Source organism: Leclercia sp. 119287 (assembly GCF_009734485.1).
Classification (GTDB): Bacteria; Pseudomonadota; Gammaproteobacteria; order Enterobacterales; family Enterobacteriaceae; genus Enterobacter; species Enterobacter adecarboxylatus_C.
The window spans coordinates 2,791,929-2,818,419 of sequence record NZ_CP046445.1 but is presented as its reverse complement, the minus strand read 5'-3'; the positions used below and the strand labels follow the sequence as shown (position 1 = coordinate 2,818,419).

Sequence of the window (26,491 nt, the reverse complement as noted above, 5' to 3'; positions counted from 1 at the left end):
AAAAATATGGTTACCGGTAAAAGGAACTACATCCTTTTAAGTATTTTCGATTTTCTCTATCTGTTTGCCTGGTCCTCGACGATGGCCTTTTTTGTTATCTGGACGACGCAACATCTGGGGATCAGCGCGACGAAAACAGGGTGGTTGTATGCCATAAATGCCTTTATTGCGCTAACCATGCAGCCGTTCTTCGGTTTTATCTCTGATAAATTCGGCACTAAAAAATCGCTCATCTTTTTAATTATTGCGCTGCTACTGCCGGTCGGCCCCTTCTTTATTTATATTTATGCGCCCTTGCTGGTCAGCTCCTTCTGGTTGGGGGCGATTCTGGGCGGGATTTATCTGGGGGTGATTTTTAACTCCGGGTGTGGCGTTATTGATTCCTATATCGACAAAATATCGCGCCGTTATTCTTTCGAATATGGACGGGTGAGAATGTGGGGCTCTTTGGGATGGGCAGCTGCGGCGTATATTGTCGGGCGTAATATTAACGATAATCCAAATCTCTCATTCTGGCTGGCCAGCATTGCCATCGTGTTAGCGGCTGTGTGCTTTATGCTGACGAAAATCACGGTCACGCTGGAAGAAGAAAAAATGACCTTGTCATTAAAAGCGGGGCATGTTTTTGAATTGATGAAAGACAAGCAGTTCTGGATGCTGATTATTTTTACGTTGTTTGTCACGCAAATCTATGACACCTACGATCAACAGTTCGCACAGTACTTCTCTTTACAGTTCCCAAGCGTTGACGAAGGGAATAAATGGTACGGCACCCTGGCGTCGATTCAGGTGTGCGGCGAGACCTTATTCCTTGGGCTGATGCCGTGGTTTGTTAACCGTGTCGGCGCGAAGTGGGCGCTGGTGATTGCCGGAACCATTATGTCGGTGCGTATTCTGGGCTCTGCGGTTCCGCTGGGTCCGGTATGGATCGCTGCGGTGAAGATGATGCACGCCATTGAAAAACCTTTAATCCTGATCTCTGTCTTTAAGTTTATTGCGCAGAATTTTGACCATAAATTATCATCCACGATCTATTTACTGGTGCTGTTTGCGGCGTCCATCGCCACGACGATCTACTCCCCGGTGGTCGGCCATTTATATGACACCATTGGGTTTGCCAATACTTATATCATTCTTGGCGTTATTTCAGGACTCTTTACGCTGTTCTCGGTGTTCTCTCTGAGGAACAAAAAAGACAAAGTTATTGCTCTTTCTCAAGAGAGAGAATCTTTAGCATAAGGGAGGTGGTTATGAGCAAGTTATTTACGCAACTCAATTTCTTACACGGTGCGGATTATAATCCTGACCAGTGGCTCAGTCAGCCCGATATTCTTGAGAAAGATATTGCCCTGATGAAAGAGACGAAATGCAACGTGATGTCGGTGGGGATATTCAGCTGGTCTACACTGGAGCCCGCCGAAGGTGAATACCAGTTTGAGTGGCTGGATGCGGTTCTGGACAGACTGTATGCCAACGGGATTTTTGTTTTTCTGGCAACTCCGAGTGGGGCAAGGCCGGCATGGGTATCAGAAAATTACCCGGAGGTATTGCGGACCAATAAAGACCAGACCAGGAACCTGCATGGAGAGCGGCATAATCATTGTGTTTCTTCCCCGGAATATTTACGGCTGACAGGGAATATTAATCAGCAGCTTGCCAGACGCTATGCGAACCACCCGGCAGTTCTGGCCTGGCATATCTCTAATGAGTATGGCGGCGAGTGCCACTGTGATATTTGCCAGCAGGCCTTCCGCGACTGGCTGAAGCAGAAGTACCAGACCTTAAAGAACCTGAACGAGCGCTGGTGGAGTGCATTCTGGAGTCACGAATATTCAAGCTGGAGCCAGATCCATTCGCCGGGGCCGCTGGGTGAACAGTCCGTTCATGGGCTGAATCTCGACTGGCGACGTTTTGTGAGCGAGCAGGTCGCGCTCTTTTGCCGCCATGAAATACAGGCGGTGAAAGCCTTTAATCCTGCGTTGCCCGCAACCACTAACTTCCATGGCGTATTCAGCGATTACGATTACTGGCGTCTGGCGCAGGAGGTGGATTTTATCTCCTGGGACAGTTACCCGGAGTGGCATAAACCCCGACAGCAGCAGGAGGTCGCCGCGTACACGGCCTTTACGTTTGACCTGATGCGAAGCCTGAAACCGGGTCTGCCGTTCCTGCTGATGGAGTCCACCCCCGGCACCACCAACTGGCAGGCGGTCAGCAAGTTAAAACGGCCGGGAATGCACCTGCTTTCGGCTCTGCAGGCGTTGGCCCATGGGTCTGACTCGGTGCAGTATTTTCAGTGGCGAAAAAGCCGGGGATCGGTTGAAAAATTACACGGCGCGGTTGTGGATCATGTCGGTCATCTCAATACCCGCGTTGGGCAGGACGTAAAGCAGGTCGGTGCAGCCCTGGAAAAACTGGCACCTGCGGCGGGAGCGGATTACCAGGCTGAAGTGGCGATAGTCTATAACTGGGACAATCGCTGGGCGGTAAACGACGCTGCCGGGCCCCGTAATTGTGGCATCAAGTTTGAAGAGACAGTGCAGAAGCATTATCAGGCGCTCTGGCACCAGAGTATCCCGGTGGATATCGTGTCTCAGCAGTCAGATCTCAGCGCCTACCAGGTCATCATCGCCCCGATGCTCTATATGGTGGATGAAGCCTTTGCCGAACGGGTCAATCAGTTTGTCGCGGCAGGAGGCATTTTTATTGCGACCTACTGGACGGGGATCGTCAATCCGGATGACCTGTGCTTCACAACCGGTTTCCCGGGACCGTTGCGCGACGTATTGGGTATCTGGTCGGAAGAGATCGACGCTCTGTACGATGGCGAAACCAATCATATCAGCATGACGTCATCAGGGTGGAGCAGTCCGGAGCATGGGTACGAATGTCGGGAACTCTGCGATCTTATTCACGCGGAAACGGCAGAGGTACTTGGTGTTTATCAGGATGATTTCTACGCCGGAAGGCCCGCGGTAACCCGTAATGCCTGGGGCAAAGGGCAGGCGTATTATCTGGCGGCAAGAACCGGAAGCGATTTCCTGCAGGATTTTTACCAGATGATTGCGTATCAACATGGCGTGACCGCCAGCACGGCGATGCAGCTGCCGGAGGGGGTGGTCGCCACGGCAAGACAAAGCGGGGAGAGGACCTACATTTTCGTGCAGAACTATGGTGACCAGGCCGTTACGCTGGATCTGACGGAAGAAAGCCGGGCGCTGAAACCGTTACTGAATGGCGACGTGCTTAACGGGTACCACTACCCGCTGCCAGCGTTCGGCGTTGAGGTGTTTTTAGCGGGAAATTAATAATCTGATGTTCCTTAATCAAAAAAAATCCACGCATTGGCGTGGATTTTAAGTGGGGTAGTTTAACCTTAAACGTTAAACAGGAAGTTCATCACATCGCCATCTTTAACGATGTAATCTTTCCCTTCAGCACGCATCTTGCCGGCTTCTTTCGCGCCTTGCTCACCCTTATAGGTGATGAAGTCTTCAAACGCGATTGTCTGCGCACGGATAAAGCCCTTCTCGAAGTCGGTGTGGATCTTACCCGCAGCCTGAGGAGCGGTCGCGCCAACAGGGATAGTCCATGCACGCACTTCTTTCACGCCAGCGGTGAAGTAGGTTTGCAGGTTCAGCAGTTCGTAACCGGCGCGGATCACACGGTTCAGACCTGGCTCTTCCAGACCCAGCTCGGCCATGAACTCTTCACGGTCGGCATCGTCCAGCTCGGCGATATCAGATTCCACCGCAGCACAGACAGCCACAACCACAGAGCCTTCGGCCGCCGCGATTTCGCGCACTTTGTCGAGGTATGGGTTGTTTTCGAAACCGTCTTCATTGACGTTAGCGATGTACATGGTTGGCTTCAGGGTCAGGAAGCTCAGGTATTTGATCGCCGCTTTGTCTTCTTCGGTCAGGTTTTTCAGCGCGCGCAGCATGCCGGCGTTTTCCAGCTGTGGCAGACATTTTTCCAGCGCAGCCTGTTCCGCTTTCGCGTCTTTGTCGCCGCCTTTGGCTTTCTTCTGCACGCGGTGCAGGGCGCGCTCGCAGGTGTCGAGGTCAGACAGCGCCAGCTCGGTGTTGATGACTTCGATATCGTCAGCTGGATCCACTTTATTGTTCACGTGGATGATGTTGTCGTTTTCAAAGCAACGCACCACATGACCGATGGCTTCGGTTTCACGGATGTTGGTCAGGAACTGGTTGCCCAGGCCTTCACCTTTGGATGCGCCTTTAACCAGACCAGCGATGTCCACGAACTCCATGGTGGTTGGCAGAATGCGCTGCGGCTTAACGATCTCAGCCAGCTGGTCCAGACGCGGATCGGGCATTGGCACGACACCGGTGTTTGGCTCGATGGTGCAGAACGGGAAGTTAGCTGCTTCGATGCCCGCTTTAGTCAGCGCGTTAAACAGGGTGGATTTGCCAACGTTAGGCAGACCAACGATACCGCATTTGAATCCCATTTCTGAATCACCTTAATATCTTGATATTCAACACGTTAACATTAACGAGTCGAAGAAAAGTAAATAACTTTGCCTATTATACACGTAACCCGCAGCCTGCGGGGCAAAAAAGGCGTCTCGCGCCGGTTATTGCGCTTTGAAAGCGTGCAGACGGTTGGTGGCCTTGGTTAAGCCATCCTGCAGCCAGATTTCGGTACAACGCACCGCTTCGTCTACCGCCTCGTCGATCAGCTTCTGTTCTGAAGCCGGGGGTTTACCGAGGACAAAGCCGACAACTTTGTTTTTATCGCCCGGATGACCAATACCGACGCGCAAACGGTGAAAATTGGGGTTATTGCCCAGTTTGCTGATGATGTCTTTTAAGCCGTTATGCCCGCCGTGACCGCCGCCGAGTTTGAATTTCGCTACGCCCGGCGGCAGATCCAGCTCGTCGTGGGCCACCAGGATCTCATCCGGGTTAATACGGTAGAAGGTCGCCAGCGCGGCAACGGCTTTGCCGCTTAAGTTCATAAACGTGGTCGGCACCAGCAGACGCACATCGGCTCCGGCCAGATTCACGCGTGAGGTATAGCCGAAGAATTTCGGTTCCTCGCGCAGGGGAGCGCGCAACCGCTCGGCCAGCAGATCAACATACCAGGCGCCCGCATTGTGGCGGGTGGCCGCATATTCCGCGCCGGGGTTGGCCAGGCCGACAATCAGTTTAATCGTCACGTTTTGGTTCCTGAAAGTGCTAAGTCTGGCGCGTAGTGTACTGTCTGCCGCGTCGCTTGACAAAATTCTGCGCGCCGTCACGGTGAATCAGAATAATTCCGTCTCTGAACCATTAGAATTTCATGCTACTCAAAGGCTTATTTGTAAAGTTTTGTTGCTCCGATGTGCGTAAATGTGATCCCTCACGCAATCAGCAAAAGGGGTGTTGTCTATACTTTACACACAAGGATTAGGGAGATTATTTCCCTGCAACCCAAAAGTTCCGGAGGTGACATATGAAACGCAGCAACGCTTCGTTACTCGGTAACGTGCTAATGGGGTTGGGATTGGTGGTCATGGTTGTTGGCGTCGGTTATTCCATTTTAAACCAGCTGCCGCAACTTGACCTGCCGCAATATTTTGCACATGGTGCGGTGCTGAGCATCTTTCTGGGTGCTGTATTGTGGCTGGCGGGTGCCCGCGTCAGCGGTCATGAGCAGGTCTGCGACAGATACTGGTGGGTGCGCCACTACGATAAGCGCTGCCGTCGCGATCAGCATAAGCACAGTTAATGTGCGAACCCAATGAATACCGAAACGGCTCCCTCTGGAGTCGTTTTTTTTGCATCATCTATTGACCCTAACGTAACGTAAGGCTCCAGAGTGACGCCACTGGCACAAGAAGGAGCCGTTATGTTAATTCAGGTCGGGGAACTGGCGAAACGCGCCGGGATTACCGTGCGCACCTTGCACTATTATGAGCAAACAGGGTTGTTGCTGCCTTCTGCCAGAAGCGCGGCAGGGTACCGGCTCTACAATCTGGCCGATGTTCAGCGTCTGCATATGATTCAGGCGCTGGCAAAGGCAGGGCTGGAACTTGCTGAAATCAGGGACTTTCTGGAGAAAGATTCACTCTCGCTATCGGAACTGCTCGAGGCGCAAATTCACCTGCTGGACAAGCAGGTGCGCAGCATCACCACGCTGCGCGACCGGCTTGTGGCGTTGCGCACCGGGCTCGATGCCCATGAGGATCTCGATCTGGAGTCCTGGCTACAGACTCTGGAGTTGATGAATATGTACGATCGCTGGTTTAGCAAAGACGAGTTGCAGCAGTTACCGTTTGCGCAACACAAGGAGGCGCTGGCGGATATCTGGGCCGCTCTGGTTGTGGAGGTGAAAAACCTGCTGGAGAACGACGTTACGGTTTCCGATCCCCGGGCGAGGGATCTGGCTACGCGTTGGATGGTTCGCCTCGAACAGGATACGGCGGGCAAACCGGAGTTTCTCACCCGTCTCAACGAGATGCACAGCGTTGAGCCGCAGATGCGCGAACAAACGGGCATCACGGCGGAGATGACGGATTACATTACGCGGGCGTTTGCCGAATCAAAGCTCATCATCTGGGAAAACTATCTCACGCCGGAGGAGATGGCCTTCACCCGGGCGCACTATTTTGATCGCATGATGGAGTGGCCACCGCTGGTGGCGAAGCTGCACCGGGCCCAGTCGGAGGCGTTAGATCCGGCATCCGACGCCGCGCAACAGCTGGCCGAAAACTGGCTGGCGCTGTTCCAGTCTTACGCCGGAACTGACCCAGTGACGCAGCAAAAATTCCGCCAGGCGATGCAGCAGGAGCCGCATCTGATGAAGGGCACCTGGATGACGCCTGCTGTGCTTGAGTGGCTCCAGCAGGCGATTGGCATCATGATGCAGCGGCGGATGTCACAGATCCGCTAACGCTGCCTCGCGGTTCGGATAGAACGCCAGACGACCGGCAATGGGTTGCACCCCTGCGCGCGCCATGGTGCGCAGGGGCTGGAACTCGAGATTGCTCACCCGCAGTTCACAGCCTTCCGGCAGGCGTTGCACAAACCGCTGGAAAGCGTCCAGCCCGCCCGCATCCAGTACCGGAACCGCATCCCATTTCAGGACCACAATTCGTTTCCCCGCGATGCGCGACTCGAGATCGCTGAACAGACCCTCGGCGGCGGCAAAGAACAGCGGGCCGATCACCCGCAATACCAGCACGTCGTCAGGCACCGTCACGTTGACCGTCGCCAGGCGGGTCATACGGGCAATGCGGCGCATAAACAGCAGCGAGGCCAGTACAATCCCGACGCTTATCGCAATTACCATGTCAAAGAGCACGGTCAGCGACATGCAGATAAGCATCACGATGATGTCGTCCTTCGGCGCGCGGCGCAGCAGGTTCACCACTTTATGCGCCTCGCTCATATTCCATGCCACCATCAGCAGCAGGGCCGCCATCGCCGACAGCGGCAGCCACGAGAGCAGGGGAGCCAGCACCAGCAGGGCGAGGATCACCAGTATCGAGTGGATCACCGCCGAGATCGGGGAGGTTGCGCCGGCGCGCACGTTCGCCGCCGAGCGGGCGATGGCTGCGGTGGCGGTGATCCCGCCGAAGAACGGCGCGATGATATTGCCCAGCCCCTGGCCGACCAGCTCGCTGTTGGCTTTGTGTTTGGTGCCGGTCATGCCGTCCAGTACGACCGCGCAGAGCAGGGACTCAATCGCCCCCAGCATCGCCATCGAAAAGGCGGCAGGCAGCAGGGCGCGCAGAGAGTCCCAGCTCAGGGTAAAGCTGGAGCCGGGCATATCCCACGGCAGCACCAGCTGCGGCAGAAGCTGCGGGATACCGTTACCCTGCGAGCCATCTGCCAGCACATAGTGGAACTGCGAGCCGATGGTGGCGACGTGTCCGCCCAGCAGATTAACCACCCCCATCACCGCACAACCCAGCAGCAGGGCGGGCAGATGTCCCGGCAGGCGGATGCCCAGTCGTGGCCAGAGGATCAGCGTGCCCAGCGTTACCACGCCGATCGCCGCATCGCCCAGGTTTGCTGTCGGCAGCGCCATGATGAGCGCCCCCACTTTTTGCAGGTAATGCTCCGGCACGTGGGCCATCTGCAGGCCGAGGAAATCCTTGATCTGCATGGTACCGATGGTGATGCCGATCCCGGAGGTAAAGCCCAGGGTCACGGAAAGTGGAATGTACTCAATCAGCCTGCCAAAACGCGCCAGGCCGAACAAAATCAAAAATACCCCGGACATCAGGGTCGCCACCAGCAACCCGGCGAGGCCAAACTGCTGGGAAACCGGATAGAGGATCACCACAAAGGCGGCGGTCGGTCCGGAGACGCTGAAGCGCGACCCGCCGGTCAGGGCGATGACAATCCCGGCGACGGCAGCGGTGTACAGGCCGTATTGCGGTGCCACGCCGCTGCCAATCGCCAGCGCCATCGCCAGCGGAATGGCAATGATACCGACGGTGATCCCGGCAATCAGGTCACGGGTAAAGCGTGACAGGGTGTATTTCTCTTTCCAGCAGGCGTCGATGAGGGCGCGGAAGGGCAGAACATGAGAGGAAGCGTTTTTCACAATCATCATCCATGTGCGCATCATCTGTCATATCAATGGCAGGTGAAGGAGGCATTAATCATACAAATAAATACCACAGACAAAAAAACCCGCCGTAGCGGGTTTTCAGACTGCGTCCGATTAGTGTTCGAACATTGCAGAGATGGATTCTTCGTTGCTGATACGACGAATCGCTTCGGCCAGCATCCCGGACAGGGTCAAAGTACGCACGTTTGGCAGCGCTTTGATTTCGTCGCTCAGTGGGATGGTGTCACACACCACAACTTCATCAATAACGGAGTTGCGCAGGTTGTTCACTGCATTGCCGGAGAAGATCGGGTGAGTTGCGTAAGCGAATACGCGTTTTGCACCACGCTCTTTCAGCGCTTCGGCGGCTTTGCACAGAGTGCCGCCGGTGTCGATCATGTCGTCAACCAGCACGCAGTCACGGCCAGCGACGTCACCGATGATATGCATCACCTGAGAAACGTTAGCGCGTGGACGACGTTTGTCGATGATCGCCATGTCGGTATCGTTAAGCAGTTTGGCGATAGCGCGTGCGCGAACCACGCCGCCGATGTCCGGAGAAACCACAATCGGGTTGTCCAGGTTCAGCTGCAGCATGTCTTCCAGCAGGATTGGGCTGCCGAATACGTTATCAACCGGAACGTCGAAGAAGCCCTGGATCTGCTCGGCATGCAGGTCAACCGTCAGAACGCGGTCAACGCCAACACTGGAGAGGAAGTCAGCAACAACTTTAGCGGTAATTGGCACACGTGCGGAACGGACGCGACGGTCCTGACGGGCATAACCAAAGTAAGGAATAACAGCAGTGATACGGCCAGCGGAAGCACGGCGCAGGGCATCGACCATGACAACCAGTTCCATCAGGTTATCGTTAGTTGGAGCACAGGTGGACTGGATGATGAAAATATCACCACCGCGTACATTTTCGTTAATTTGTACGCTGACTTCGCCATCGCTAAAGCGACCTACGGCGGCGTCGCCAAGAGAAGTGTACAGGCGGTTGGCAATACGTTGTGCTAGTTCCGGGGTGGCGTTACCAGCAAAAAGCTTCATATCAGGCACGAGAAGAACCTCAGGCATGCGTCCAGTGGTGGATAGTTCGCCGTAAACTGTGCGGGCCAGGCGAATGCTATCCAGGCGGTGTATTAAAGAGCGCGATGCAACGTCTGGAACAGGGTGACGTTGTCACCGAAACTCAGATTGCGCCAGAATGGCCTGCTGCAGCGGGGAGATGTTCATACCACGCGCTACGAAACCATGCAGCCACTCTGGAGCCAGCTCGAGCACCTGACGTGCAGCGGATTCCGTATCAAATTCAGCAAAGACACAGGCCCCTGTGCCAGTCAGGCGCGACGGCGCGTATTCTAACAGCCAGGAAAGCGCGACATCAACCTCGCGAAAACGTTTTCTTGCGATATCCTCGCAATCGTTGCTGAATTCACAGTTTAATAACGTTTCTATTGACCTTATTGGCGTATCGCGCGGAAGGTCCGGATCTTTAAAGATAACCGGGGTCGGAATGCTGACTCCCGGGTGGGCCACCAGATACCATTTTTCCGCAGGTTCTGCCGGGGAGAGGATCTCGCCCACCCCTTCAGCAAAGGCCGCATGTCCGCGGACAAACACCGGCACGTCGGCCCCGAGCGTCAGCCCGAGCGCGGCCAGCTCATCCACAGTGAGATCGCAGCCCCACAGGTGGTTGAGCACCACCAGCACGGTGGCGGCGTTAGATGATCCGCCGCCGAGTCCGCCGCCCATCGGCAGCCGTTTCTCGACGCTGATATCCGCGCCGCTGCCCGCAGTCAGACGTCCGGATTGTTGCGCGGCGCGCATCAGCAGACGGGCGGCGCGCACGATCAGGTTATCCTCATCGGCCACGCCTTCAACTGGCGTCAGCAGACGGATTTCTCCGTCCTGACGCAGTTCAATGGAAATCGTGTCGCCATAGTCAACAAACTGAAACAGCGTCTGCAGGGTGTGATACCCGTCAGCACGCTGGCCGGTAATGTATAAAAACAGGTTCAGTTTTGCGGGCGAAGGCCAGTGGGTCATCATTTGACAATCCAGTTATCCATTTTCAGCTTGATGCGCTGGCTGCCTTCGGTCAGTTCCAGGCTGGACGGCAGGGCCGGTTTGCTGTTGCTGTCGTAGCCGCCGTACACCACTTTCCAGGTTTTGCCGTTCTGGCTGTAGTTCACCTCGCTCAGGCGATACTGGTCGTCGAGCTTATAGTCGGTGGCGTCGCCCGGCAGGCCGAGGATCCACTGGCGCAGGCTGGTGATCGGAATCGGCATCCCGGTCAGCTTGCCGATCATCTCTTCGGCATCGGTACCGGTATATTTCTGCCCTTTATTGTCGGTGACCTGGGCGCTGCCAGGCTGGGCAATCAGCTCCATCTCCGTGCTGCCAAGCGGGTTCAGCAGCAGCAGGCGATAGCGATCCTGGCCGGTTTGCTGCCAGAAGAAGCGGGCGTAGACCTTCTGCTGATCCGACAGATAAGCAAAGGCGCCGCGGGTCTGATATTGGCTTAATGTGCGCACTTCCTGTTGATGCTGGCGCCACTGCGGTGAGTCCGGGCTTTTACCTGGCCCTTTAGGCGGCGTAATGGAACATGCGGTCAGCACCAGCGCGGCCAGGGGCAGCAGGCGAATCAGTCTGGTCATAATGAGGACAAATCCTTGAGATACGTGGCAGTTATAGTTCTTAATGCTAGCGCCCGGTAGCGGGAGCGTCTACGCTCAAGTTGTCCTAAATCATCAAATTAACGGTTAATAACAACTAATAACCTATTACTCCGAAAGGGTGCAGTCTCTTTTATTGATCTCGCGCATCCTGTATGATGCGGCCTGCTAACCTTATTAACGCTGGTACTACTCCCGCTCATATGACCCTTTTAGCACTCGGTATTAACCACAAAACAGCCCCGGTATCACTGCGAGAACGTGTGACGTTTTCGCCGGACACGCTCGACCAGGCGCTGGACAGTCTGCTTGCCCAGCCGATGGTGCAGGGGGGCGTGGTGTTGTCAACGTGCAACCGTACTGAGCTCTATCTCAGCGTTGAAGAGCAGGACAACCTGCACGAAGCGCTGGTCCGTTGGTTATGCGAGTACCACAACCTGAACGAAGAAGAGCTGCGCAACAGCCTGTACTGGCATCAGGATAACGATGCGGTCAGCCATTTGATGCGCGTGGCCAGCGGGCTCGATTCGCTGGTGTTGGGCGAGCCGCAGATCCTCGGTCAGGTGAAAAAAGCCTTTGCCGATTCGCAAAAAGGCCACCTTAAGGCCAGCGAGCTGGAACGCATGTTCCAGAAATCCTTCTCCGTCGCCAAGCGAGTGCGAACCGAAACCGACATTGGCGCCAGTGCCGTTTCGGTTGCTTTCGCCGCCTGTACCCTGGCGCGGCAAATCTTTGAGTCGCTCTCCACGGTCTCTGTGCTGCTGGTGGGCGCGGGCGAAACCATCGAGCTGGTGGCGCGCCATCTGCGTGAACACAAAGTTAAAAAGATGATGATTGCCAACCGCACCCGCGAACGCGCTCAGGTGCTGGCGGATGAAGTGGGGGCAGAAGTGATCGCCCTCAGCGACATCGACGCCCGTCTGAGCGAAGCGGATATCATCATCAGCTCCACCGCCAGCCCGCTGCCGATCATCGGTAAAGGCATGGTGGAGCGCGCCCTGAAGTCCCGCCGTAATCAGCCGATGCTGCTGGTGGATATCGCCGTTCCGCGCGATGTCGAGCCCGACGTCGGCAAGCTGGCGAATGCCTATCTGTACAGCGTGGACGATCTGCAAAGCATCATTTCGCACAACCTTGCCCAGCGTAAAGCGGCAGCGGTGCAGGCGGAAACGATCGTTGAGCAGGAAACCAGCGAATTTATGGCCTGGCTGCGCGCGCAAAGCGTCAGCGAGACCATTCGCGAGTACCGCGGTCAGGCGGAACAGGTCCGTAATGAACTGACTGCCAAAGCGATGGCGGCCCTCGAGCAGGGCGGCGATCCGCAGGTCATCATGCAGGAACTGGCATGGAAACTGACCAATCGCCTGATCCATGCCCCAACCAAATCACTTCAACAGGCCGCCCGTGACGGGGACGACGAACGCCTGAACATTCTGCGCGACAGCCTCGGGCTGGAATAGCGCGCCATACCCATTTTATTATTATAAGGTGCACTTACGCCTATGAAGCCCTCTATCGTCGCCAAACTGGAAGCATTGCACGAGCGCCATGAAGAAGTTCAGGCGCTGCTCGGCGATGCCGCAACCATTGCCGACCAGGAACGTTTTCGCGCCCTGTCGCGTGAATACGCGCAATTAAGCGATGTTTCAAAATGCTTTACCGACTGGCAACAGGTTCAGGAAGATATCGAAACCGCGCAGATGATGCTCGACGATCCGGAAATGCGCGAGATGGCGCAGGAAGAGTTGCAGGACGCCAAAGTCCGCGCGGAAGAGATGGAGCAACAGCTGCAGGTGCTGCTGCTGCCGAAAGATCCGGACGATGAACGCAACGCCTTTGTCGAAGTCCGCGCCGGAACCGGCGGGGATGAAGCGGCCCTGTTTGCCGGGGATCTGTTCCGCATGTACAGCCGCTATGCCGAATCCCGCCGCTGGCGCGTGGAGATCATGAGCGCCAACGAAGGCGAACATGGAGGCTATAAAGAGGTCATCGCCAAAATCAGCGGTGACGGCGTATACGGTCGCCTGAAGTTTGAATCCGGCGGTCATCGCGTGCAGCGCGTACCGGCCACCGAATCACAGGGGCGTATCCACACCTCCGCCTGCACCGTGGCGGTGATGCCTGAGCTGCCGGAAGCCGAACTGCCGGACATCAACCCGGCGGATCTGCGTATCGACACCTTCCGCTCCTCCGGAGCCGGCGGTCAGCACGTTAACACCACCGATTCCGCGATCCGTATTACCCACCTGCCAACCGGCATTGTGGTTGAGTGCCAGGACGAACGTTCCCAGCACAAAAACAAAGCCAAAGCGCTGTCGGTGCTGGGGGCGCGTATTCATGCGGCAGAGATGGCAAAACGCCAGCAGGCCGAAGCCTCTACCCGTCGCAACCTGCTGGGCAGCGGCGATCGCAGCGATCGCAACCGTACCTACAACTTCCCGCAGGGCCGCGTGACCGATCACCGCATCAACCTGACCCTCTACCGTCTGGATGAGACCATGGAAGGCAAGCTGGATTCCCTGATCGAACCTATCGTGCAGGAGTACCAGGCCGATCAGCTGGCGGCGCTGGCAGAGCAGGATTAATGGATTTTCAGCACTGGCTACAGCAGGCGATTAGCGGGCTGGCGGGCGGTGAGAGCCCCCGTCGCGATGCGGAGATCCTGCTGGAGCATGTGACAGGCAAAGCACGCACGTATATTCTCGCCTTTGGCGAAACGCAGCTTACTGCCGATCAGCAGGCTCAGCTTGACGACCTCCTGGCCCGCCGCAAGGCCGGCGAGCCTGTGGCCCACCTGGTGGGTGAGCGTGAGTTCTGGTCGCTGCCGCTGTATGTCTCCGCGGCGACCCTGATCCCCCGTCCCGACACCGAGTGTCTGGTGGAGCAGGCGCTGGCGAGACTGCCCGCCACGCCCGCGCGCATTCTGGATTTAGGCACCGGCACCGGGGCCATCGCTCTGGCGCTGGCCAGTGAGCGCCCGGATTGTCAGGTCACCGCCGTGGATGTCATGCCCGATGCGGTGGCGCTGGCACAGCGCAATCTTGCGCGTCTGGCGCTGCCAAACGTCACGGTGCTGCACAGCAGCTGGTTCACTGCCCTCGGCGATCGGCAGTTTGAGACCATCGTCAGCAACCCGCCCTACATCGATGAAGCCGATCCGCATCTCGCTGAAGGCGATGTGCGCTTCGAGCCGCGCAGCGCGCTGGTCGCTGCCGATCATGGCCTGGCCGATCTCAGCCATATCATTACTCAGTCCCGTCAGCATCTGGTGAGCGGCGGCTGGCTTCTGCTGGAACACGGCTGGACGCAGGGCGAAGCGGTGCGGGCACACTTCCTGCAGGCCGGTTTTAAACGCGTCGAAACCTGTCGCGATTATGGCGGCAATGAGCGTCTGACCGTGGGCAAGCTGCCATGAATAGCTTCTCCGTGCTGATCGCCCTGCATCTGACCGCTGTCACCCTGACCATCAGCTTTTTCGCGCTGCGTTACTGGTGGCGTTACAGCAATAATCAGCTGATTAACGCCCGCTGGGTGCGGGTGCTGCCGCACTGCATCGACACCGTACTCTTTGTGTCGGGCGCGGGGCTGATGTGGGTGACTGGCTATCTGCCGTTCACCGATGACGGCGCATGGCTGACTGAGAAGCTGTTTGGCGTTATCATCTACATCGTTTTGGGTTTTATTGCGCTGGGACGTCATCGTCCGCGCAGCCAGCAGGTGGGGTTTATCGCCTTTCTGCTGGGGCTGGTGGTGCTGTACATCATCATTAAACTCGCCACCACAAGAATACCGTTACTGGGGTAAGTCATGGAGTCCTTGGCCGATTTCGAATTTAACAAAGTGCCGTTGTGCGATGGAATGATCAAAGTATCAGAGATGATCCGTGATGATTTCATTTCACAATACGTCTACGACGAGCTGGAGAATCTGGTGAGTCTGGCGCGTGAAGAGATAAGTCAGGCGCGCCCGCAGGACTGGCAACTGGAGAAACTGATTGAGCTGTTCTACGGCGAATGGGGCTTTAGCGACACGCGTGGCGTGTATCGCCTCTCCGATGCGCTGTGGCTCGATCAGGTACTGAAAAACCGTCAGGGTAGCGCTGTCTCCCTGGGGGCCATTTTATTATGGGTGGCGCACCGCCTGGATATCCCGCTGGTGCCGGTCATCTTCCCGACGCAGATGCTGCTGCGCGCCGAGTGGCTGGACGGTGAAATGTGGTTAATTAACCCGTTCAACGGCGACACCCTTGACGATCACACGCTGGACGTCTGGCTGAAGGGCAATATCAGCCCGATGGCCGAGCTGTACAATGAAGATCTGGACGAAGCGGATAACGCTGAAGTGGTGCGCAAGCTGCTGGACACCTTAAAATCGGCGCTGATGGAAGAGCGGCAGATGGAGCTGGCGCTGCGTGCCAGCGAGGTGCTGTTGCAGTTTAACCCGGAAGACCCGTATGAGATCCGCGATCGCGGTCTGATCTACGTCCAGCTCGAGTGCGACCACGTCGCGCTGACGGATTTGAGTTATTTCGTTGAGCAGTGCCCGGAAGATCCGATCAGCGAGATGATCCGCGCGCAGATTAATTCCATCGCGCATAAACAGATTACACTGCATTAATCTTAACTCCGATTCACCCTGAATAAGGCGATCCTATGAAACAAAAAGTGGTTAGCATTGGCGATATCAACGTGGCGAACGACCTGCCGTTCGTGCTGTTCGGCGGCATGAACGTTCTGGAATCCCGCGATCTCGCGATGCGTATCTGCGAACATTACGTGACCGTGACCCAGAAGCTGGGTATCCCGTATGTGTTCAAAGCCTCTTTTGACAAAGCCAACCGCTCCTCTATTCACTCTTACCGTGGCCCCGGCCTGGAAGAGGGGATGAAGATTTTCCAGGAGCTGAAGCAGACTTTTGGCGTGAAAGTGATCACCGACGTGCATGAAGCCAGCCAGGCGCAGCCTGTGGCTGACGTTGTTGACGTGATCCAGCTGCCGGCGTTCCTCGCCCGTCAGACCGACCTGGTTGAAGCGATGGCGAAAACCGGCGCGGTCATCAACGTGAAAAAACCGCAGTTCGTAAGCCCTGGCCAGATGGGGAACATCGTCGACAAGTTTATCGAAGGCGGTAACGATCAGGTGATCCTGTGCGACCGTGGCGCTAACTTCGGTTATGACAACCTGGTGGTCGACATGCTGGGCTTCAGCGTGATGAAGAACGTCTCTAACCAGTCGCCGGTGATCTTCGACGTAACCCACGCTCTGCAGTGCCGCGACCCGTTTGGCGCCGCCTCCGGTGGCCGTCGTGCACAGGTGACCGAACTGGCGCGCGCCGGTATGGCAACCGGTCTGGCGGGTCTGTTTATCGAAGCGCACCCGGATCCAGCCAACGCGAAATGCGACGGCCCATCCGCACTGCCGCTGGATAAGCTGGAGCCGTTCCTGAAACAGATCAAAGCGATTGACGACCTGGTTAAGAACTTTGAAGAGCTGGATACCAGCAACTAAGCCAGAAAATAAAAAAACCCGCTTCGGCGGGTTTTTTTATGCCCGGCGGCGCTGCGCTTGCGCGGGCCTACGGGTTCAGTTGTAGGCCGGGTAAGACGTAGCCGCCACCCGGCATTACCGCATCACGCAAATATCGTCATCAGATAGGCTGCAAACAACGCCATATGCGCCGCGCCGTTGAGCACATTGGTGCGCCCGGTTGAAAACGAAATCTGGCACAGCAACAGCGACGCCACCATCACAATCATCTCCGGTGCCCCCAGGCTAAACACCAGGTCATTGCCGGTGATGAAGGCAATCAGCGTCACCACCGGAACCGTCAGGGAGATGGTCGCCAGTACCGACCCAAAGAACAGGTTCATCGCGCGCTGCACCTGATTGTTCAGCACCGCACGCAGCGCTCCCAGCCCTTCCGGGGAGAGGATTAACAGCGCCACCAGGAAGCCGGTAAAGGCTACCGGCGCGTTCAGCTCGGTCAGCAGCGTTTCGAGCGGGTTCGCATTCATTTTGGTGACCGCGATAACCGCAATCAGATGCACGATCAGCCAGACGGTATGCCACAGGCTGCTGTGCGCGGACGGCTTGCCGTGGTGCGGATCGTCGTCGTCGCTCTCGTCTTCGTGCTCATACACGAACAGGCTCTGGTGCGTTTTGGTCTGAATGAGAAGGAAAACGCCGTACATGGCCGCAGAAATCAGCGCCACCAGCAGGGCCTGGCCGGTAGTGAAGTTAGCGCCCGGCAGCGCCATCGGGAATACCAGCACGATAATCGCCAGCGGGAAGAGGGCGATCAGATACTGCTTAATACCAAACAGATTCATGTACTGGGTGGCGAATTTGCGTCCGCCCAGCAGCAGTGAGAAGCCGACCAGCCCCCCGGTCACAATCATAATAATGGAGTAGAGCGTATCACGCATCAGGGTGGGAGCCGCATCACCGGTCGCCATCAGTGCGGAAATAAGGCTCACTTCGAGAATAACGACGGAAAGACTTAAAATCAGCGAGCCGTAGGGCTCTCCCAGGCGGTGGGCCAGCACGTCGGCATGGCGAACAACGCTGAAGGCGCTGCTGAGAATACCAACAAGTGCCAGGACATTAATCCCGATAACCACTGGCAGTGACTGGCTACTTCCCCAGAAGAGCAGCACGGCCAGTGCCAGCACCGGGAAAATGAGAGAGGTCTCCTTATGACGGGTTTTCACCGTCTCGTGTGCGGTTGTCATGTAGTTCTCCAGAGTTGCAGGTGCTTGTCATTATAGATAGAAAAAGAGGACGTTAAATTAACAGATTGCCGCAGGTTACTGATTGTATTTTACTTAATTTTACGGTTTGAGGAGATTTTAAGTCGAAAACGACATAATAAGATATTTCTGTTAAATATATCCTTAATAACAGTAAATTAAATAAAATCATTATCCGATTATTAATTTGACTGGAAGCCTCCGGCATTGTCTACCACACTTATTAATTGATTAAAAATAGGGGGTTGATATGCCATACAAATCGAAAACTGATTTACCGGACAATGTTCAGCACGTGCTGCCGGCCCACGCGCAGGATATTTATAAAGAAGCTTTCAACAGCGCCTGGGATCAATACAAGGATGAAGAGGACCGCCGGGGCGATGCCAGTCGGGAGGAGACCGCGCACCGCGTGGCCTGGGCGGCAGTGAAGAATGACTATGAGAAGGGCGATGATGACAAGTGGCACAAGAAGAAATAGCGCCTGCCTGATTGCCTGTGCTTAATAGTTTGCACCCTGCGCTTTGACTTTTAAGGCGGTTGCGCTGTCCATCTGTTGCACCCGGCAAAATTATTGCATATCGTCACGGTACTGCTTTCTAATTGAGCAGTAAAAAGACTTGGAAGGTTCATAAAAGTGTGGGCAGGGAAGCAGGCAGTGGCGGAGGTGCATTATGTTAACGCGTGATTTTCTTATGAAGGCCGACTGTAAAACGGCCTTTGGTGCGATTGAAGAATCGCTTCTGTGGTCAGCCGAACAACGGGCGGCATCGCTGGCAGCAACGCTTGCCTGCCGTCCCGACAACGGTCCGGTGTGGCTCTTCGGCTACGGCTCGCTGATGTGGAACCCGGCGCTGGAGTTTGTCGAATCGGCAACCGGAACCCTGCCGGGCTGGCACCGCGCCTTCTGTCTGCGCCTGACCGCCGGTCGCGGCAGCGCCTGCCAGCCGGGGCGCATGCTTGCACTGAAAGAGGGCGGACGCACCACCGGGGTGGCCTATCGCCTGCCGGATACCACGCTGGAAGAGGAGCTGGCCCTGCTGTGGAAGCGCGAGATGATCACCGGCTGCTATATGCCGAGCTGGTGCAAGCTGGAACTCGATGACGGACGCACCGTCAATGCGCTGGTGTTCATTATGGATCCGCGCCATCCGCTGTTTGAAGCCGATACCCGGGCGCAGGTGATTGCCCCGCTGATTGCGGCGGCCAGCGGCCCGCTCGGCACTAACGCGCAGTACCTGTTCTCGCTCGATCAGGAGCTGACGCGGCTGGGCATGCGGGATGACTGTCTGAATGAGCTGGTGTCGCGCGTGCGGGCCTTGCTTGATGGCGCCCAGCCCGATAACCCGCTGAATGCGAGCTTCGCCTGAAAAAACGCCCGGTGGCTTTGCAGCGTACCGGGCGATTGCTCATCAGGCGGCGACGTAGCTGATGGAGTGCTCAAGCGACTGGCTGTGACTGTCGATGAGCACCTCCCAGGTGCCGGTGTAGGGTACCGTGAGCCAGGCGCTGTCCCTGTTCTGCACGCTCAGAATATCCGCCTGCGTTTTGCGTGCTGCTTTGTTACTCATCAGATGAATATGACAGCGCTCCGAGCAGCGCACCACCACCGTATCCCCGCCAAACAACTTCAGACTTGCTTTTACCAGTGCCATTTTTTACCCCGTATCTCAAAACAACGCTCTCCTTGCGGCCAATCCTGAGCGTGATGTTGTTCACAATTCACTCATGGCATAACACCAAAGGGGAAGGTCGGGGGTGCTGATTTTGATCAAAAAATGGCATAACCCTTAAACAAAAATGACAATATGCCTGAAAGCTTTCAGCGGACACCGCTTTACACCGCTTTCAGGCAGCGGATTAACATTAAATGCGGAAATGTCCGGCGGTTTCAGCCAGCTCGCCTGCCTGACCCTGCAGGGCGCTTGCCGCGGCGGCCGACTGCACCACCAGTTCGGCGTTCTGCTGCACCATGCTGTCCAGATGCGTCACCGCCCGGTTGATCTCCTGAATGCCTTTCATCTGCTCGCTGGTAGCGACGGTGATCTCCCGCATGATCCCCGACATACTGCCGATGCTGGTGACAATCTCATCCATGCTCTGTCCCGCCAGGTGCACATAGCGTGAACCGGTCGCCACGCTGTCGGTGGTGGAGTCGATCAGGCTTTTGATCTCTTTTGCCGCCTGGGCGCTGCGGCTGGCGAGATTACGCACTTCACCTGCCACCACCGCAAAACCACGACCCTGTTCACCTGCCCGCGCGGCTTCAACCGAGGCATTCAATGCCAGGATATTGGTCTGGAAGGCGATACCGTCGATCACGCTGGTGATATCGCCAATTTTAGTCGAGGCGGCTTCGATGGACTGCATGGTGGTGATCGCCTGGGAGACCACGCTGCCGCCGCGGGTTGCTGCCTCGGAGGCTTTGCCCGCCTGCTCGTTGGCGATGGCGGCCGATTCGGTCGACTGGGCGACGGAGGCAGTGATCTGCTCCACGGCGCTGGCGGTTTCGCGCAGGCTGGAGGCGGCCCGCTCGGTGCGGCCAGAGAGATCCTGGTTACCGGCGGCGATCTCCTGGGCGGCGTTTTTCACCGAGGCGCTGGCGTCGCGCAGCTGTACCATTACCACGGAGAGTTTGTCGCTGAAGGCGTTAAAGGCATGGGCGATCTGCGCTACCTCATCCTCGCCTTTCTCCGGCAGACGCTGAGAGAGATCGTTGGTGCCGTTGGCGATGGCGTGCATCGCATCGCGAATATCCGACAGGCGTTTAAGCAGACGGGCAATCACGAAGTGAACCACGACGGCGCTGAGCAGAACCAGGATCACCAGCGACAGGGAGGAGGCCTTCAGCAGGGTGCGCATCCCGGAGGTGGCATCATTGCTGTCGAGGGCGACAATCAGCTGCCACTGGGTGCCGGCAATCGGGGTGGCGGCAAAGGTTTTGGTCGCGTCGTTGACCTGGCCTTCGGCGTTCTTGCCGCTCTTGAGGACATTCAGATCGACGCCGCTGATGACATCGGTAAAGGCTTTCAGGGTCAGGGCAGGGTCGTTGGCGGCGATCACCGTCCCGTCGCTGTCAATCAACAGCCCGCTGCTGGCCGGGGTCGGACGAATACCGCGCACGTTGGCGATCACGCTGTCCATCGCTACGTCACCCGCCAGCACCCCTTTCAGCTCGCCGTTCTCTTTCACCGGCACCGCAAAAGTGACCACCAGCTTTTTGGTGCCGGTATCGACATAAGGCGCGGTGACGATGGCACGATCTTCTTTCACCGCCTGCTGATACCAGGGACGTATGGTGGGATCATAGTCGGCAGGTACGCCGTCAGGATTGGAGAACTTCGCGGTTTTGCTGGCATAACCCACATAGACGTTAATAAACCCGCCCGCCTGCGCCAGCTGTTTGAACATCGGCACCGGATCGTCGCTCAGGGCGACGTTCTGCAGGGAGTTGATTACCGCGGTTTTGCTGTTGACCCAGTCACCAATCGCCAGGCTGTGGCTGGCGCTGGTGCTGGCCAGCATGTCGCGTTGCGACTGTTGATTGTCCTGACGCGTGACCTGGAAATTAATCACGGTGTTCAGAAGGAGTGCGGCGATCAGACATCCGACCGTCGCCGCAATAATACGAGCGCGAATTGACCTGAACATAAATGTAATACCTGCTGTGTTGTTGTAAGAAGCCTATCGGCATCGGGCAGGCAAACTTGATGCTGGAACCGCGCTCATAAGAAAAAAATATTTTAGTTAAATCATTATTAGAAAGTTAATAGTTTATCTGCGGATAGCGTCCACTGCGCCAGCTCCACCAGAGTGCCGATTTCCACCCCCTCAATCAGCGGCAGGGCGCTGATACCGCGGCCGTCGGTGCAGGTCTTGCACAGCTTCACCGGCACGTTTTGTGCGGTGAGGATCTCCAGCATCTGCTGAATGTTATAGCCCTCGGCAGGCTTCTGGCCGCGCAGCCCGGCGGTCACCGCGTCGGACATCAAAAACAGGCGCAGATCTAGCTCGCTCTCCTGCTCGCGCAAGGCAATCGCCAGCCGCAGGCTGTTAAACAAGGATTCACTGCCATAGGCCGCGCCGTTGGCGACAATCACGATCTTCTGCATCTTGACTCCTGAAAAGTATAAAAGGCATGAAAATTGCTTCTCTCTGTCAAACACTGACCCGGGAGAGAAAGCATGACGAACATCACCGGCGCCACCGAATGGTTTCAGCACGCCAGGCTGATGCGTAAACAACAGCTGTGCAAACTGGCGCAGCTGGGCACGCTTGTCAGCCGAATCAGTCATCTTGCGCACATGCTACAGTGCGAGCGCGGGGCTTCCAACATCTGGCTCTGCTCCCGGGGCACGCTGTATGCCCTCGAATGTAAAGCCAGCCGCGCGCTGGTGGACGAACATCTCCAGGCGCTGCACCACGCGCTCGGCACGCCGCTGATGGCCAGCGGCGCCCTTAGCGAGCGGGTGGCGAACGCCCTGCAGAGCCTGGAACAGCTGCCCGCATTACGCGAGGTCATCACCGCCTGTACGCTGCCCGCCGACGTGGCGATGGAGCGCTACAGTCGCACCCTGCGCAACCTGCTCAGTATCGTACCCCAGCTCAACGACAGCATTGACGATCCGCAACTCGCCGGCAGGTTTGTTGCACTTTATAGCCTGATGCAGGGTAAAGAGCTGGTCGGCCAGGAGCGGGCGCTGGGGGCGATCGGCTTTACCCAGGGCTTTTTCAGCGATGAGATGCGCCAGACCCTGGTGGACCGCATCGACGGGCAGCAGGCCTGCTTCGAGGTCTTTCTCTCCCTGACCCCCGCCAGCGTGCACGACCATTTCACCCTCAGCGTGCCGGGAGCCGAAACCGAACAGCTGCGGCGGCTGGCCTGCACCCGCCAGCCCGCAGCGGATAAAGGCGTGCTGGCGCTGCACTGGTTCTCGCTGCAAACCGAACGTCTCGAACACCTGCGCGCCCTGGAAGAGATGCAAATTGCCGATCTGATGCTGGCGGTGGAGGCGCTGATTGGCCGGGCCGACGACGACCTGCCGGAGGAGCCATCCTCAGAAGAGCCGCTGGCCCTCTATCCGCAAAAGCCGCTCCTGCCGCTGGTGCGCCAGCAGGCGCGGGAGATCGAACAGCTCTCCCGCCAGCTGGCCTCGATGCGCGACACCCTTGAGGAGCGCAAGGTGATCGATAAAGCCAAAAGCGTACTGATGACCCATCAGCAGATGAGCGAGGAGCAGGCCTGGTGTCAGCTGCGCAAAATGGCGATGGACAAGAACCAGCGGATGGTGGATATCGCCCGGGCGCTGCTCACCGTCAAGGCACTCTGGCAGCAGTAGCTGCACCTCAGACGGGCAACCTGTGCATGGTTGAGGTGCGTTCTGGCTGCGGGTTGGCAGAAAAGGCCCGTAAACCAGGGCTTTAAAAGCTGGCATCCCCTTTGCATTAGCTAATTCACAATTTGAGACCACGCGCCAACGGCGGTGCGACGGTCTTCAGGATAAAGGCGTCCTGCAGTGCTTCGGCACTGCCGGGCGCTTTTTTTTGGCTTTTTTTCAGGAGTGAGCATGGTGGAATGGACAAGGCGGCGTTTTTTACAGGCCAGCGCGCTGGCAGGCGGGGCGCTGATGTTGCCGGGCGTGATGCAGGCCGCATGGGCAGCAGGCTCCGATAAACCGGAACTCGAGACGGTGCGCGTAGGTTTCATCCCGCTCACTGACTGCGCGCCGCTGGCGATCGCGGCGTATAAGGGCTTCGATAAAAAATACGGCTTCACCCTGGTGCCCACCAAAGAGGCCAGCTGGGCGGCGGTGCGCGACAAGCTGGTGGCCGGAGAGCTGGATGCCGCGCACATTCTCTATGGCCTGCTGTACGGCCTGGAGCTGGGCATCGCCGGTAAGCCCAAGCCAATGGCTAACCTGATGACCCTCAACCAGAACGGACAGGCGATCACCCTGTCGAGCGATCTGGCCCAGCAGGGCGTGCGTGACGTCGAGGGGCTGAAGAAGCTGATCGGCCAACAGGCGCCGGGCAGCTACACCTTCGCCCACACCTTTCCCACCGGCACCCACGCCATGTGGCTCTACTACTGGCTGGCCAGCGCGGGCATTAACCCCTTTGACGACGTGCGCACCGTAGTGGTGCCGCCGCCGCAGATGGTGATGAACATGCGCATCGGCAACATGGTCGGCTTCTGCGTCGGCGAACCGTGGAACGCCCGCGCCATCAACGATCGCATCGGCTTTACCGCCGCCACCTCCCAGTCCATCTGGCCGGAACACCCGGAAAAGATCCTCGGCACCCGCCGGGAGTGGGTTGAAGCCCACCCCAACACCGCCCGGGCGCTGGTCAGCGCATTGCTGGAGGCCCAGCGTTGGATCGATGCTTCGCCGCAAAATAAAGAAGAGACCGCCCGACTGCTGGCCCGGCGCGCCTGGCTTAACACCAAAGAGCAGTACCTCACCGGACGCATGCTCGGCGAGTACGACAACGGGGTGGGGCAACGCTGGCAGGACGCTCATCCGATCCGCTTCTTTGAGGACGGAGCGGTCAGCTACCCGTGGCACTCCGACGGGATGTGGTTCTTAACCCAGTTCCGTCGCTGGGGGTTGCTGAAAACCGACCCGGACTACGCCGCCATCGCTCAACGCATCAACCGCACCGACGTCTGGCAGGACGCCGCCACGGCGGTGGGCGGTATTCGCGCGCCATCGTCACCGCTGCGCAGCAGCACCCTGATGGACGGCACCGTCTGGAACGGCACCGATCCGCAGGGTTACGCCAACCGTTTCGCCATTCACCGTACAGGGGCCTGATATGAAAAAAGTTAACACCAAAGCGGCACCCGCCGCGCCGGTCAGCGGGGAAGTAATTGCCCTGCCGCCGATGCAGGTGCGCCGCCGCTCACCCGCGTTTGCCCGCCGGTTCAACGACCTGTTGCAACGTCTTATTCCGGCCCTGCTCGGCCTCGCGCTGCTGGTCATCGCCTGGCAGCTGGCGGCCATCAACAGCAAAGGCTTCCCGACGCCGCTCAGCACCCTGGATTCGGCCATCACCCTGTTTGCCGACCCGTTCTACCGCGACGGCCCGAACGACATGGGGGTGGGCTGGAACGTGCTGGCCTCGCTGCAGCGCGTAGCCATTGGCTTTGGCCTGGCGGCGCTGGTGGGGATCCCGCTGGGCTTTATGATCGGTCGCTTTACCTTTCTGGCGCGCATGTTTAACCCGCTGATCGCGCTGCTGCGCCCGGTCAGCCCCCTGGCCTGGCTGCCGATTGGCCTGCTGCTGTTCCAGAAGGCGGAGCCTGCCTCCAGCTGGACCATTTTCATCTGCTCCATCTGGCCGATGGTCATCAACACCGCCGAAGGGGTGCGCCGCATTCCCGAGGATTACCTCAACGTGGCGCGGGTGCTGCAACTCTCCGAGTGGACGGTAATGCGCCGCATTCTGTTTCCCGCCGTGCTGCCTGCGGTCCTGACCGGGGTCCGCCTCTCCATCGGCATCGCCTGGCTGGTGATTGTCGCCGCCGAGATGCTCACCGGGGGCCTGGGGATCGGCTTCTGGATCTGGAACGAGTGGAACAACCTCAACGTCGAAAACATTCTCATCGCCATCGTCATTATCGGCGTGGTGGGTTTGCTGCTGGAGCAGGGGTTGATGCTGATCGCCCGTCGTTTCAGCTGGCAGGAAAAATAAGGAGCGCACATGAAACCATTAATTCAGGTCCAGGCCGTCAGCCAGCGTTTTTCCACCGCCAGCGGCGAGTTTTTGGCGCTGCAAAACGTCTCTTTTGATATTCACGAGGGCGAGACCGTCAGCCTGATCGGCCACTCCGGCTGCGGTAAATCGACGCTGCTGAACCTGATCGCCGGTATCACCTTGCCCACCGAAGGCGGGCTGATCTGCGACAACCGCGAGATCGCCGGGCCGGGCCCGGAGCGGGCGGTGGTGTTCCAGAACCACTCCCTGCTGCCCTGGCTCACCTGCTTCGACAACGTGGCCCTGGCGGTGGATCAGGTGTTCCGCCGCAGCATGAGCAAGGCCGAGCGCCGGGAGTGGATCGAACATAACCTCGATCGGGTCCAGATGGGGCACGCCATTCACAAACGTCCGGGGGAGATCTCCGGCGGGATGAAGCAGCGGGTCGGCATTGCCCGCGCCCTGGCGATGAAGCCGAAAGTGCTGCTGATGGACGAGCCGTTTGGCGCACTGGATGCGCTGACCCGCGCCCATCTGCAGGATTCGGTGATGAAAATTCAGCAGGAGCTGAACACCACCATCGTGTTGATCACCCACGACGTTGACGAGGCGGTGCTGCTCTCGGATCGGGTCCTGATGATGACCAACGGCCCGGCGGCGACGGTGGGGGAGATTTTGCGCGTTGACCTGCCGCGTCCGCGTAATCGGGTGCAGCTGGCGGAGGATGGCCGCTATCACCATATGCGTCAGCAGATCCTCCATTTCCTCTACGAAAAACAGCCGAAAGCGGCCTGAGGAG

General features: G+C 57.6%; 26 protein-coding genes. 16 read left to right on the top strand and 10 right to left on the bottom strand.

All coding sequences use genetic code 11. From position 1 onward, the window contains the following. Window positions 1-6 precede the first annotated feature (6 nt). Window positions 7-1,239: an oligosaccharide MFS transporter gene (locus GNG27_RS13520; protein WP_156263990.1), complete on the top strand. Its 1,233-nt coding sequence runs from the start codon at window positions 7-9 to the stop codon at window positions 1,237-1,239. A gap of 11 nt (window positions 1,240-1,250) precedes the next feature. Further along, window positions 1,251-3,308 (top strand): beta-galactosidase, encoded by a 2,058-nt coding sequence (locus GNG27_RS13515; RefSeq protein ID WP_156263989.1) that lies wholly within the window; start codon window positions 1,251-1,253, stop codon window positions 3,306-3,308. A gap of 68 nt (window positions 3,309-3,376) precedes the next feature. Here GNG27_RS13515 and ychF read toward each other — a convergent pair whose 3' ends face one another. Both ychF and pth read right to left on the bottom strand, forming a co-directional pair. Next, on the bottom strand, window positions 3,377-4,471 hold the full coding sequence (gene ychF, locus GNG27_RS13510; protein WP_032611353.1) for a redox-regulated ATPase YchF: 1,095 nt from the start codon (window positions 4,469-4,471) through the stop codon (window positions 3,377-3,379). 126 nt (window positions 4,472-4,597) lie between these two features. Then, window positions 4,598-5,182 (bottom strand): aminoacyl-tRNA hydrolase, encoded by a 585-nt coding sequence (gene pth, locus GNG27_RS13505; RefSeq protein WP_156263988.1) that lies wholly within the window; start codon window positions 5,180-5,182, stop codon window positions 4,598-4,600. Between the two features lie 275 nt (window positions 5,183-5,457). Between pth and ychH the strand changes: the two genes are divergently transcribed. Continuing rightward, window positions 5,458-5,733, top strand: a complete 276-nt coding sequence (gene ychH / locus GNG27_RS13500) for a stress-induced protein YchH (RefSeq protein ID WP_142489866.1) — start codon at window positions 5,458-5,460, stop codon at window positions 5,731-5,733. A gap of 120 nt (window positions 5,734-5,853) precedes the next feature. Further along, complete coding sequence (locus GNG27_RS13495; protein ID WP_156263987.1) at window positions 5,854-6,897, top strand: MerR family transcriptional regulator; 1,044 nt, start codon at window positions 5,854-5,856, stop codon at window positions 6,895-6,897. Here the strand turns inward: GNG27_RS13495 and dauA are convergent. The 4 genes from dauA to lolB all read right to left on the bottom strand — a co-directional run bounded on the left by dauA (window position 6,883) and on the right by lolB (window position 11,228). Then, the gene (gene dauA / locus GNG27_RS13490) at window positions 6,883-8,559 is read right to left on the bottom strand and encodes a C4-dicarboxylic acid transporter DauA (protein WP_197090527.1); all 1,677 of its coding nucleotides are present in this window, start codon (window positions 8,557-8,559) and stop codon (window positions 6,883-6,885) included. The genes GNG27_RS13495 and dauA overlap by 15 nt on opposite strands. Window positions 8,560-8,679: 120 nt before the next feature. Beyond that, window positions 8,680-9,627, bottom strand: a complete 948-nt coding sequence (gene prs, locus GNG27_RS13485; RefSeq protein ID WP_003856663.1) for a ribose-phosphate diphosphokinase — start codon at window positions 9,625-9,627, stop codon at window positions 8,680-8,682. A gap of 123 nt (window positions 9,628-9,750) precedes the next feature. Beyond that, the gene (gene ispE / locus GNG27_RS13480) at window positions 9,751-10,620 is read right to left on the bottom strand and encodes a 4-(cytidine 5'-diphospho)-2-C-methyl-D-erythritol kinase (protein ID WP_156263986.1); all 870 of its coding nucleotides are present in this window, start codon (window positions 10,618-10,620) and stop codon (window positions 9,751-9,753) included. Then, on the bottom strand, window positions 10,617-11,228 hold the full coding sequence (lolB, locus tag GNG27_RS13475) for a lipoprotein insertase outer membrane protein LolB (RefSeq protein ID WP_142489863.1): 612 nt from the start codon (window positions 11,226-11,228) through the stop codon (window positions 10,617-10,619). The genes ispE and lolB overlap by 4 nt, the downstream gene beginning before the upstream one ends. 221 nt (window positions 11,229-11,449) lie before the next feature. Here lolB and hemA point away from each other — a divergent pair, with 221 nt between their 5' ends. From hemA to kdsA, 6 genes are read left to right on the top strand one after another with little or no spacing between them, the layout of a single operon-like run. Continuing rightward, entirely contained in the window at window positions 11,450-12,706 is a 1,257-nt protein-coding gene (hemA, locus tag GNG27_RS13470; RefSeq protein ID WP_142489862.1) for a glutamyl-tRNA reductase, read from the top strand. 42 nt (window positions 12,707-12,748) lie between these two features. After that, window positions 12,749-13,831: a peptide chain release factor 1 gene (prfA, locus tag GNG27_RS13465; RefSeq protein WP_106993217.1), complete on the top strand. Its 1,083-nt coding sequence runs from the start codon at window positions 12,749-12,751 to the stop codon at window positions 13,829-13,831. Further along, window positions 13,831-14,661: a peptide chain release factor N(5)-glutamine methyltransferase gene (gene prmC, locus GNG27_RS13460; RefSeq protein ID WP_156263985.1), complete on the top strand. Its 831-nt coding sequence runs from the start codon at window positions 13,831-13,833 to the stop codon at window positions 14,659-14,661. Before prfA ends, prmC begins: the two co-directional genes overlap by 1 nt. Continuing rightward, window positions 14,658-15,050 (top strand): invasion regulator SirB2, encoded by a 393-nt coding sequence (gene sirB2 / locus GNG27_RS13455; RefSeq protein ID WP_142489860.1) that lies wholly within the window; start codon window positions 14,658-14,660, stop codon window positions 15,048-15,050. Before prmC ends, sirB2 begins: the two co-directional genes overlap by 4 nt. A gap of 3 nt (window positions 15,051-15,053) precedes the next feature. Continuing rightward, window positions 15,054-15,863: an invasion regulator SirB1 gene (sirB1, locus tag GNG27_RS13450; protein WP_142489859.1), complete on the top strand. Its 810-nt coding sequence runs from the start codon at window positions 15,054-15,056 to the stop codon at window positions 15,861-15,863. A 35-nt stretch (window positions 15,864-15,898) separates the two neighbouring features. Then, window positions 15,899-16,753 (top strand): 3-deoxy-8-phosphooctulonate synthase, encoded by an 855-nt coding sequence (kdsA, locus tag GNG27_RS13445; protein WP_142489858.1) that lies wholly within the window; start codon window positions 15,899-15,901, stop codon window positions 16,751-16,753. A 122-nt stretch (window positions 16,754-16,875) separates the two neighbouring features. Here kdsA and chaA read toward each other — a convergent pair whose 3' ends face one another. Continuing rightward, on the bottom strand, window positions 16,876-17,976 hold the full coding sequence (gene chaA, locus GNG27_RS13440) for a sodium-potassium/proton antiporter ChaA (protein ID WP_142489857.1): 1,101 nt from the start codon (window positions 17,974-17,976) through the stop codon (window positions 16,876-16,878). Between the two features lie 268 nt (window positions 17,977-18,244). Between chaA and chaB the strand changes: the two genes are divergently transcribed. Together chaB and GNG27_RS13430 are read left to right on the top strand one after the other, a co-directional pair. Next, on the top strand, window positions 18,245-18,475 hold the full coding sequence (chaB, locus tag GNG27_RS13435) for a putative cation transport regulator ChaB (protein ID WP_142489856.1): 231 nt from the start codon (window positions 18,245-18,247) through the stop codon (window positions 18,473-18,475). A gap of 193 nt (window positions 18,476-18,668) precedes the next feature. Further along, window positions 18,669-19,364, top strand: coding sequence for a gamma-glutamylcyclotransferase (locus tag GNG27_RS13430; RefSeq protein ID WP_156263984.1), 696 nt, complete (start codon window positions 18,669-18,671; stop codon window positions 19,362-19,364). A gap of 42 nt (window positions 19,365-19,406) precedes the next feature. Here GNG27_RS13430 and GNG27_RS13425 read toward each other — a convergent pair whose 3' ends face one another. The 3 genes from GNG27_RS13425 to ychN form a co-directional block, all read right to left on the bottom strand. Further along, window positions 19,407-19,649: a DUF1883 domain-containing protein gene (locus GNG27_RS13425; protein ID WP_142489854.1), complete on the bottom strand. Its 243-nt coding sequence runs from the start codon at window positions 19,647-19,649 to the stop codon at window positions 19,407-19,409. A 211-nt stretch (window positions 19,650-19,860) separates the two neighbouring features. Beyond that, window positions 19,861-21,645, bottom strand: a complete 1,785-nt coding sequence (locus GNG27_RS13420) for a methyl-accepting chemotaxis protein (RefSeq protein ID WP_156263983.1) — start codon at window positions 21,643-21,645, stop codon at window positions 19,861-19,863. A gap of 107 nt (window positions 21,646-21,752) precedes the next feature. Beyond that, window positions 21,753-22,106, bottom strand: a complete 354-nt coding sequence (gene ychN, locus GNG27_RS13415) for a DsrE/F sulfur relay family protein YchN (RefSeq protein ID WP_142489852.1) — start codon at window positions 22,104-22,106, stop codon at window positions 21,753-21,755. 72 nt (window positions 22,107-22,178) lie between these two features. On the opposite strand from ychN, the gene nasR reads away from it, so the two are divergent. From nasR to GNG27_RS13395, 4 genes are all read left to right on the top strand, one after another. Continuing rightward, window positions 22,179-23,333, top strand: coding sequence for a nitrate regulatory protein NasR (nasR, locus tag GNG27_RS13410; protein WP_156263982.1), 1,155 nt, complete (start codon window positions 22,179-22,181; stop codon window positions 23,331-23,333). A gap of 228 nt (window positions 23,334-23,561) precedes the next feature. Further along, window positions 23,562-24,809, top strand: coding sequence for a CmpA/NrtA family ABC transporter substrate-binding protein (locus tag GNG27_RS13405; RefSeq protein ID WP_156263981.1), 1,248 nt, complete (start codon window positions 23,562-23,564; stop codon window positions 24,807-24,809). A gap of 1 nt (window position 24,810) precedes the next feature. Next, a complete protein-coding gene (gene ntrB, locus GNG27_RS13400; RefSeq protein WP_156263980.1) occupies window positions 24,811-25,689 on the top strand; it encodes a nitrate ABC transporter permease in 879 nt (292 codons plus the stop codon). Window positions 25,690-25,698: 9 nt separating this feature from the next. Further along, window positions 25,699-26,487, top strand: a complete 789-nt coding sequence (locus GNG27_RS13395) for an ABC transporter ATP-binding protein (RefSeq protein WP_142489848.1) — start codon at window positions 25,699-25,701, stop codon at window positions 26,485-26,487. Window positions 26,488-26,491 lie beyond the last annotated feature (4 nt).

Coding starts and splice junctions, on each gene's coding strand:
- GNG27_RS13420 (WP_156263983.1), bottom strand. CDS start 21,645: ATGTTCAGGTCAATTCGCGCTCGTATTATTGCGGCGACGGTCGGATGT.
- GNG27_RS13430 (WP_156263984.1), top strand. CDS start 18,669: ATGTTAACGCGTGATTTTCTTATGAAGGCCGACTGTAAAACGGCCTTT.
- sirB1 (WP_142489859.1), top strand. CDS start 15,054: ATGGAGTCCTTGGCCGATTTCGAATTTAACAAAGTGCCGTTGTGCGAT.
- ychN (WP_142489852.1), bottom strand. CDS start 22,106: ATGCAGAAGATCGTGATTGTCGCCAACGGCGCGGCCTATGGCAGTGAA.
- hemA (WP_142489862.1), top strand. CDS start 11,450: ATGACCCTTTTAGCACTCGGTATTAACCACAAAACAGCCCCGGTATCA.
- ispE (WP_156263986.1), bottom strand. CDS start 10,620: ATGATGACCCACTGGCCTTCGCCCGCAAAACTGAACCTGTTTTTATAC.
- GNG27_RS13520 (WP_156263990.1), top strand. CDS start 7: ATGGTTACCGGTAAAAGGAACTACATCCTTTTAAGTATTTTCGATTTT.
- chaB (WP_142489856.1), top strand. CDS start 18,245: ATGCCATACAAATCGAAAACTGATTTACCGGACAATGTTCAGCACGTG.
- ychF (WP_032611353.1), bottom strand. CDS start 4,471: ATGGGATTCAAATGCGGTATCGTTGGTCTGCCTAACGTTGGCAAATCC.
- GNG27_RS13495 (WP_156263987.1), top strand. CDS start 5,854: ATGTTAATTCAGGTCGGGGAACTGGCGAAACGCGCCGGGATTACCGTG.
- ntrB (WP_156263980.1), top strand. CDS start 24,811: ATGAAAAAAGTTAACACCAAAGCGGCACCCGCCGCGCCGGTCAGCGGG.
- nasR (WP_156263982.1), top strand. CDS start 22,179: ATGACGAACATCACCGGCGCCACCGAATGGTTTCAGCACGCCAGGCTG.
- sirB2 (WP_142489860.1), top strand. CDS start 14,658: ATGAATAGCTTCTCCGTGCTGATCGCCCTGCATCTGACCGCTGTCACC.
- GNG27_RS13425 (WP_142489854.1), bottom strand. CDS start 19,649: ATGGCACTGGTAAAAGCAAGTCTGAAGTTGTTTGGCGGGGATACGGTG.
- kdsA (WP_142489858.1), top strand. CDS start 15,899: ATGAAACAAAAAGTGGTTAGCATTGGCGATATCAACGTGGCGAACGAC.
- GNG27_RS13405 (WP_156263981.1), top strand. CDS start 23,562: ATGGTGGAATGGACAAGGCGGCGTTTTTTACAGGCCAGCGCGCTGGCA.
- prmC (WP_156263985.1), top strand. CDS start 13,831: ATGGATTTTCAGCACTGGCTACAGCAGGCGATTAGCGGGCTGGCGGGC.
- ychH (WP_142489866.1), top strand. CDS start 5,458: ATGAAACGCAGCAACGCTTCGTTACTCGGTAACGTGCTAATGGGGTTG.
- chaA (WP_142489857.1), bottom strand. CDS start 17,976: ATGACAACCGCACACGAGACGGTGAAAACCCGTCATAAGGAGACCTCT.
- prfA (WP_106993217.1), top strand. CDS start 12,749: ATGAAGCCCTCTATCGTCGCCAAACTGGAAGCATTGCACGAGCGCCAT.
- GNG27_RS13515 (WP_156263989.1), top strand. CDS start 1,251: ATGAGCAAGTTATTTACGCAACTCAATTTCTTACACGGTGCGGATTAT.
- lolB (WP_142489863.1), bottom strand. CDS start 11,228: ATGACCAGACTGATTCGCCTGCTGCCCCTGGCCGCGCTGGTGCTGACC.
- GNG27_RS13395 (WP_142489848.1), top strand. CDS start 25,699: ATGAAACCATTAATTCAGGTCCAGGCCGTCAGCCAGCGTTTTTCCACC.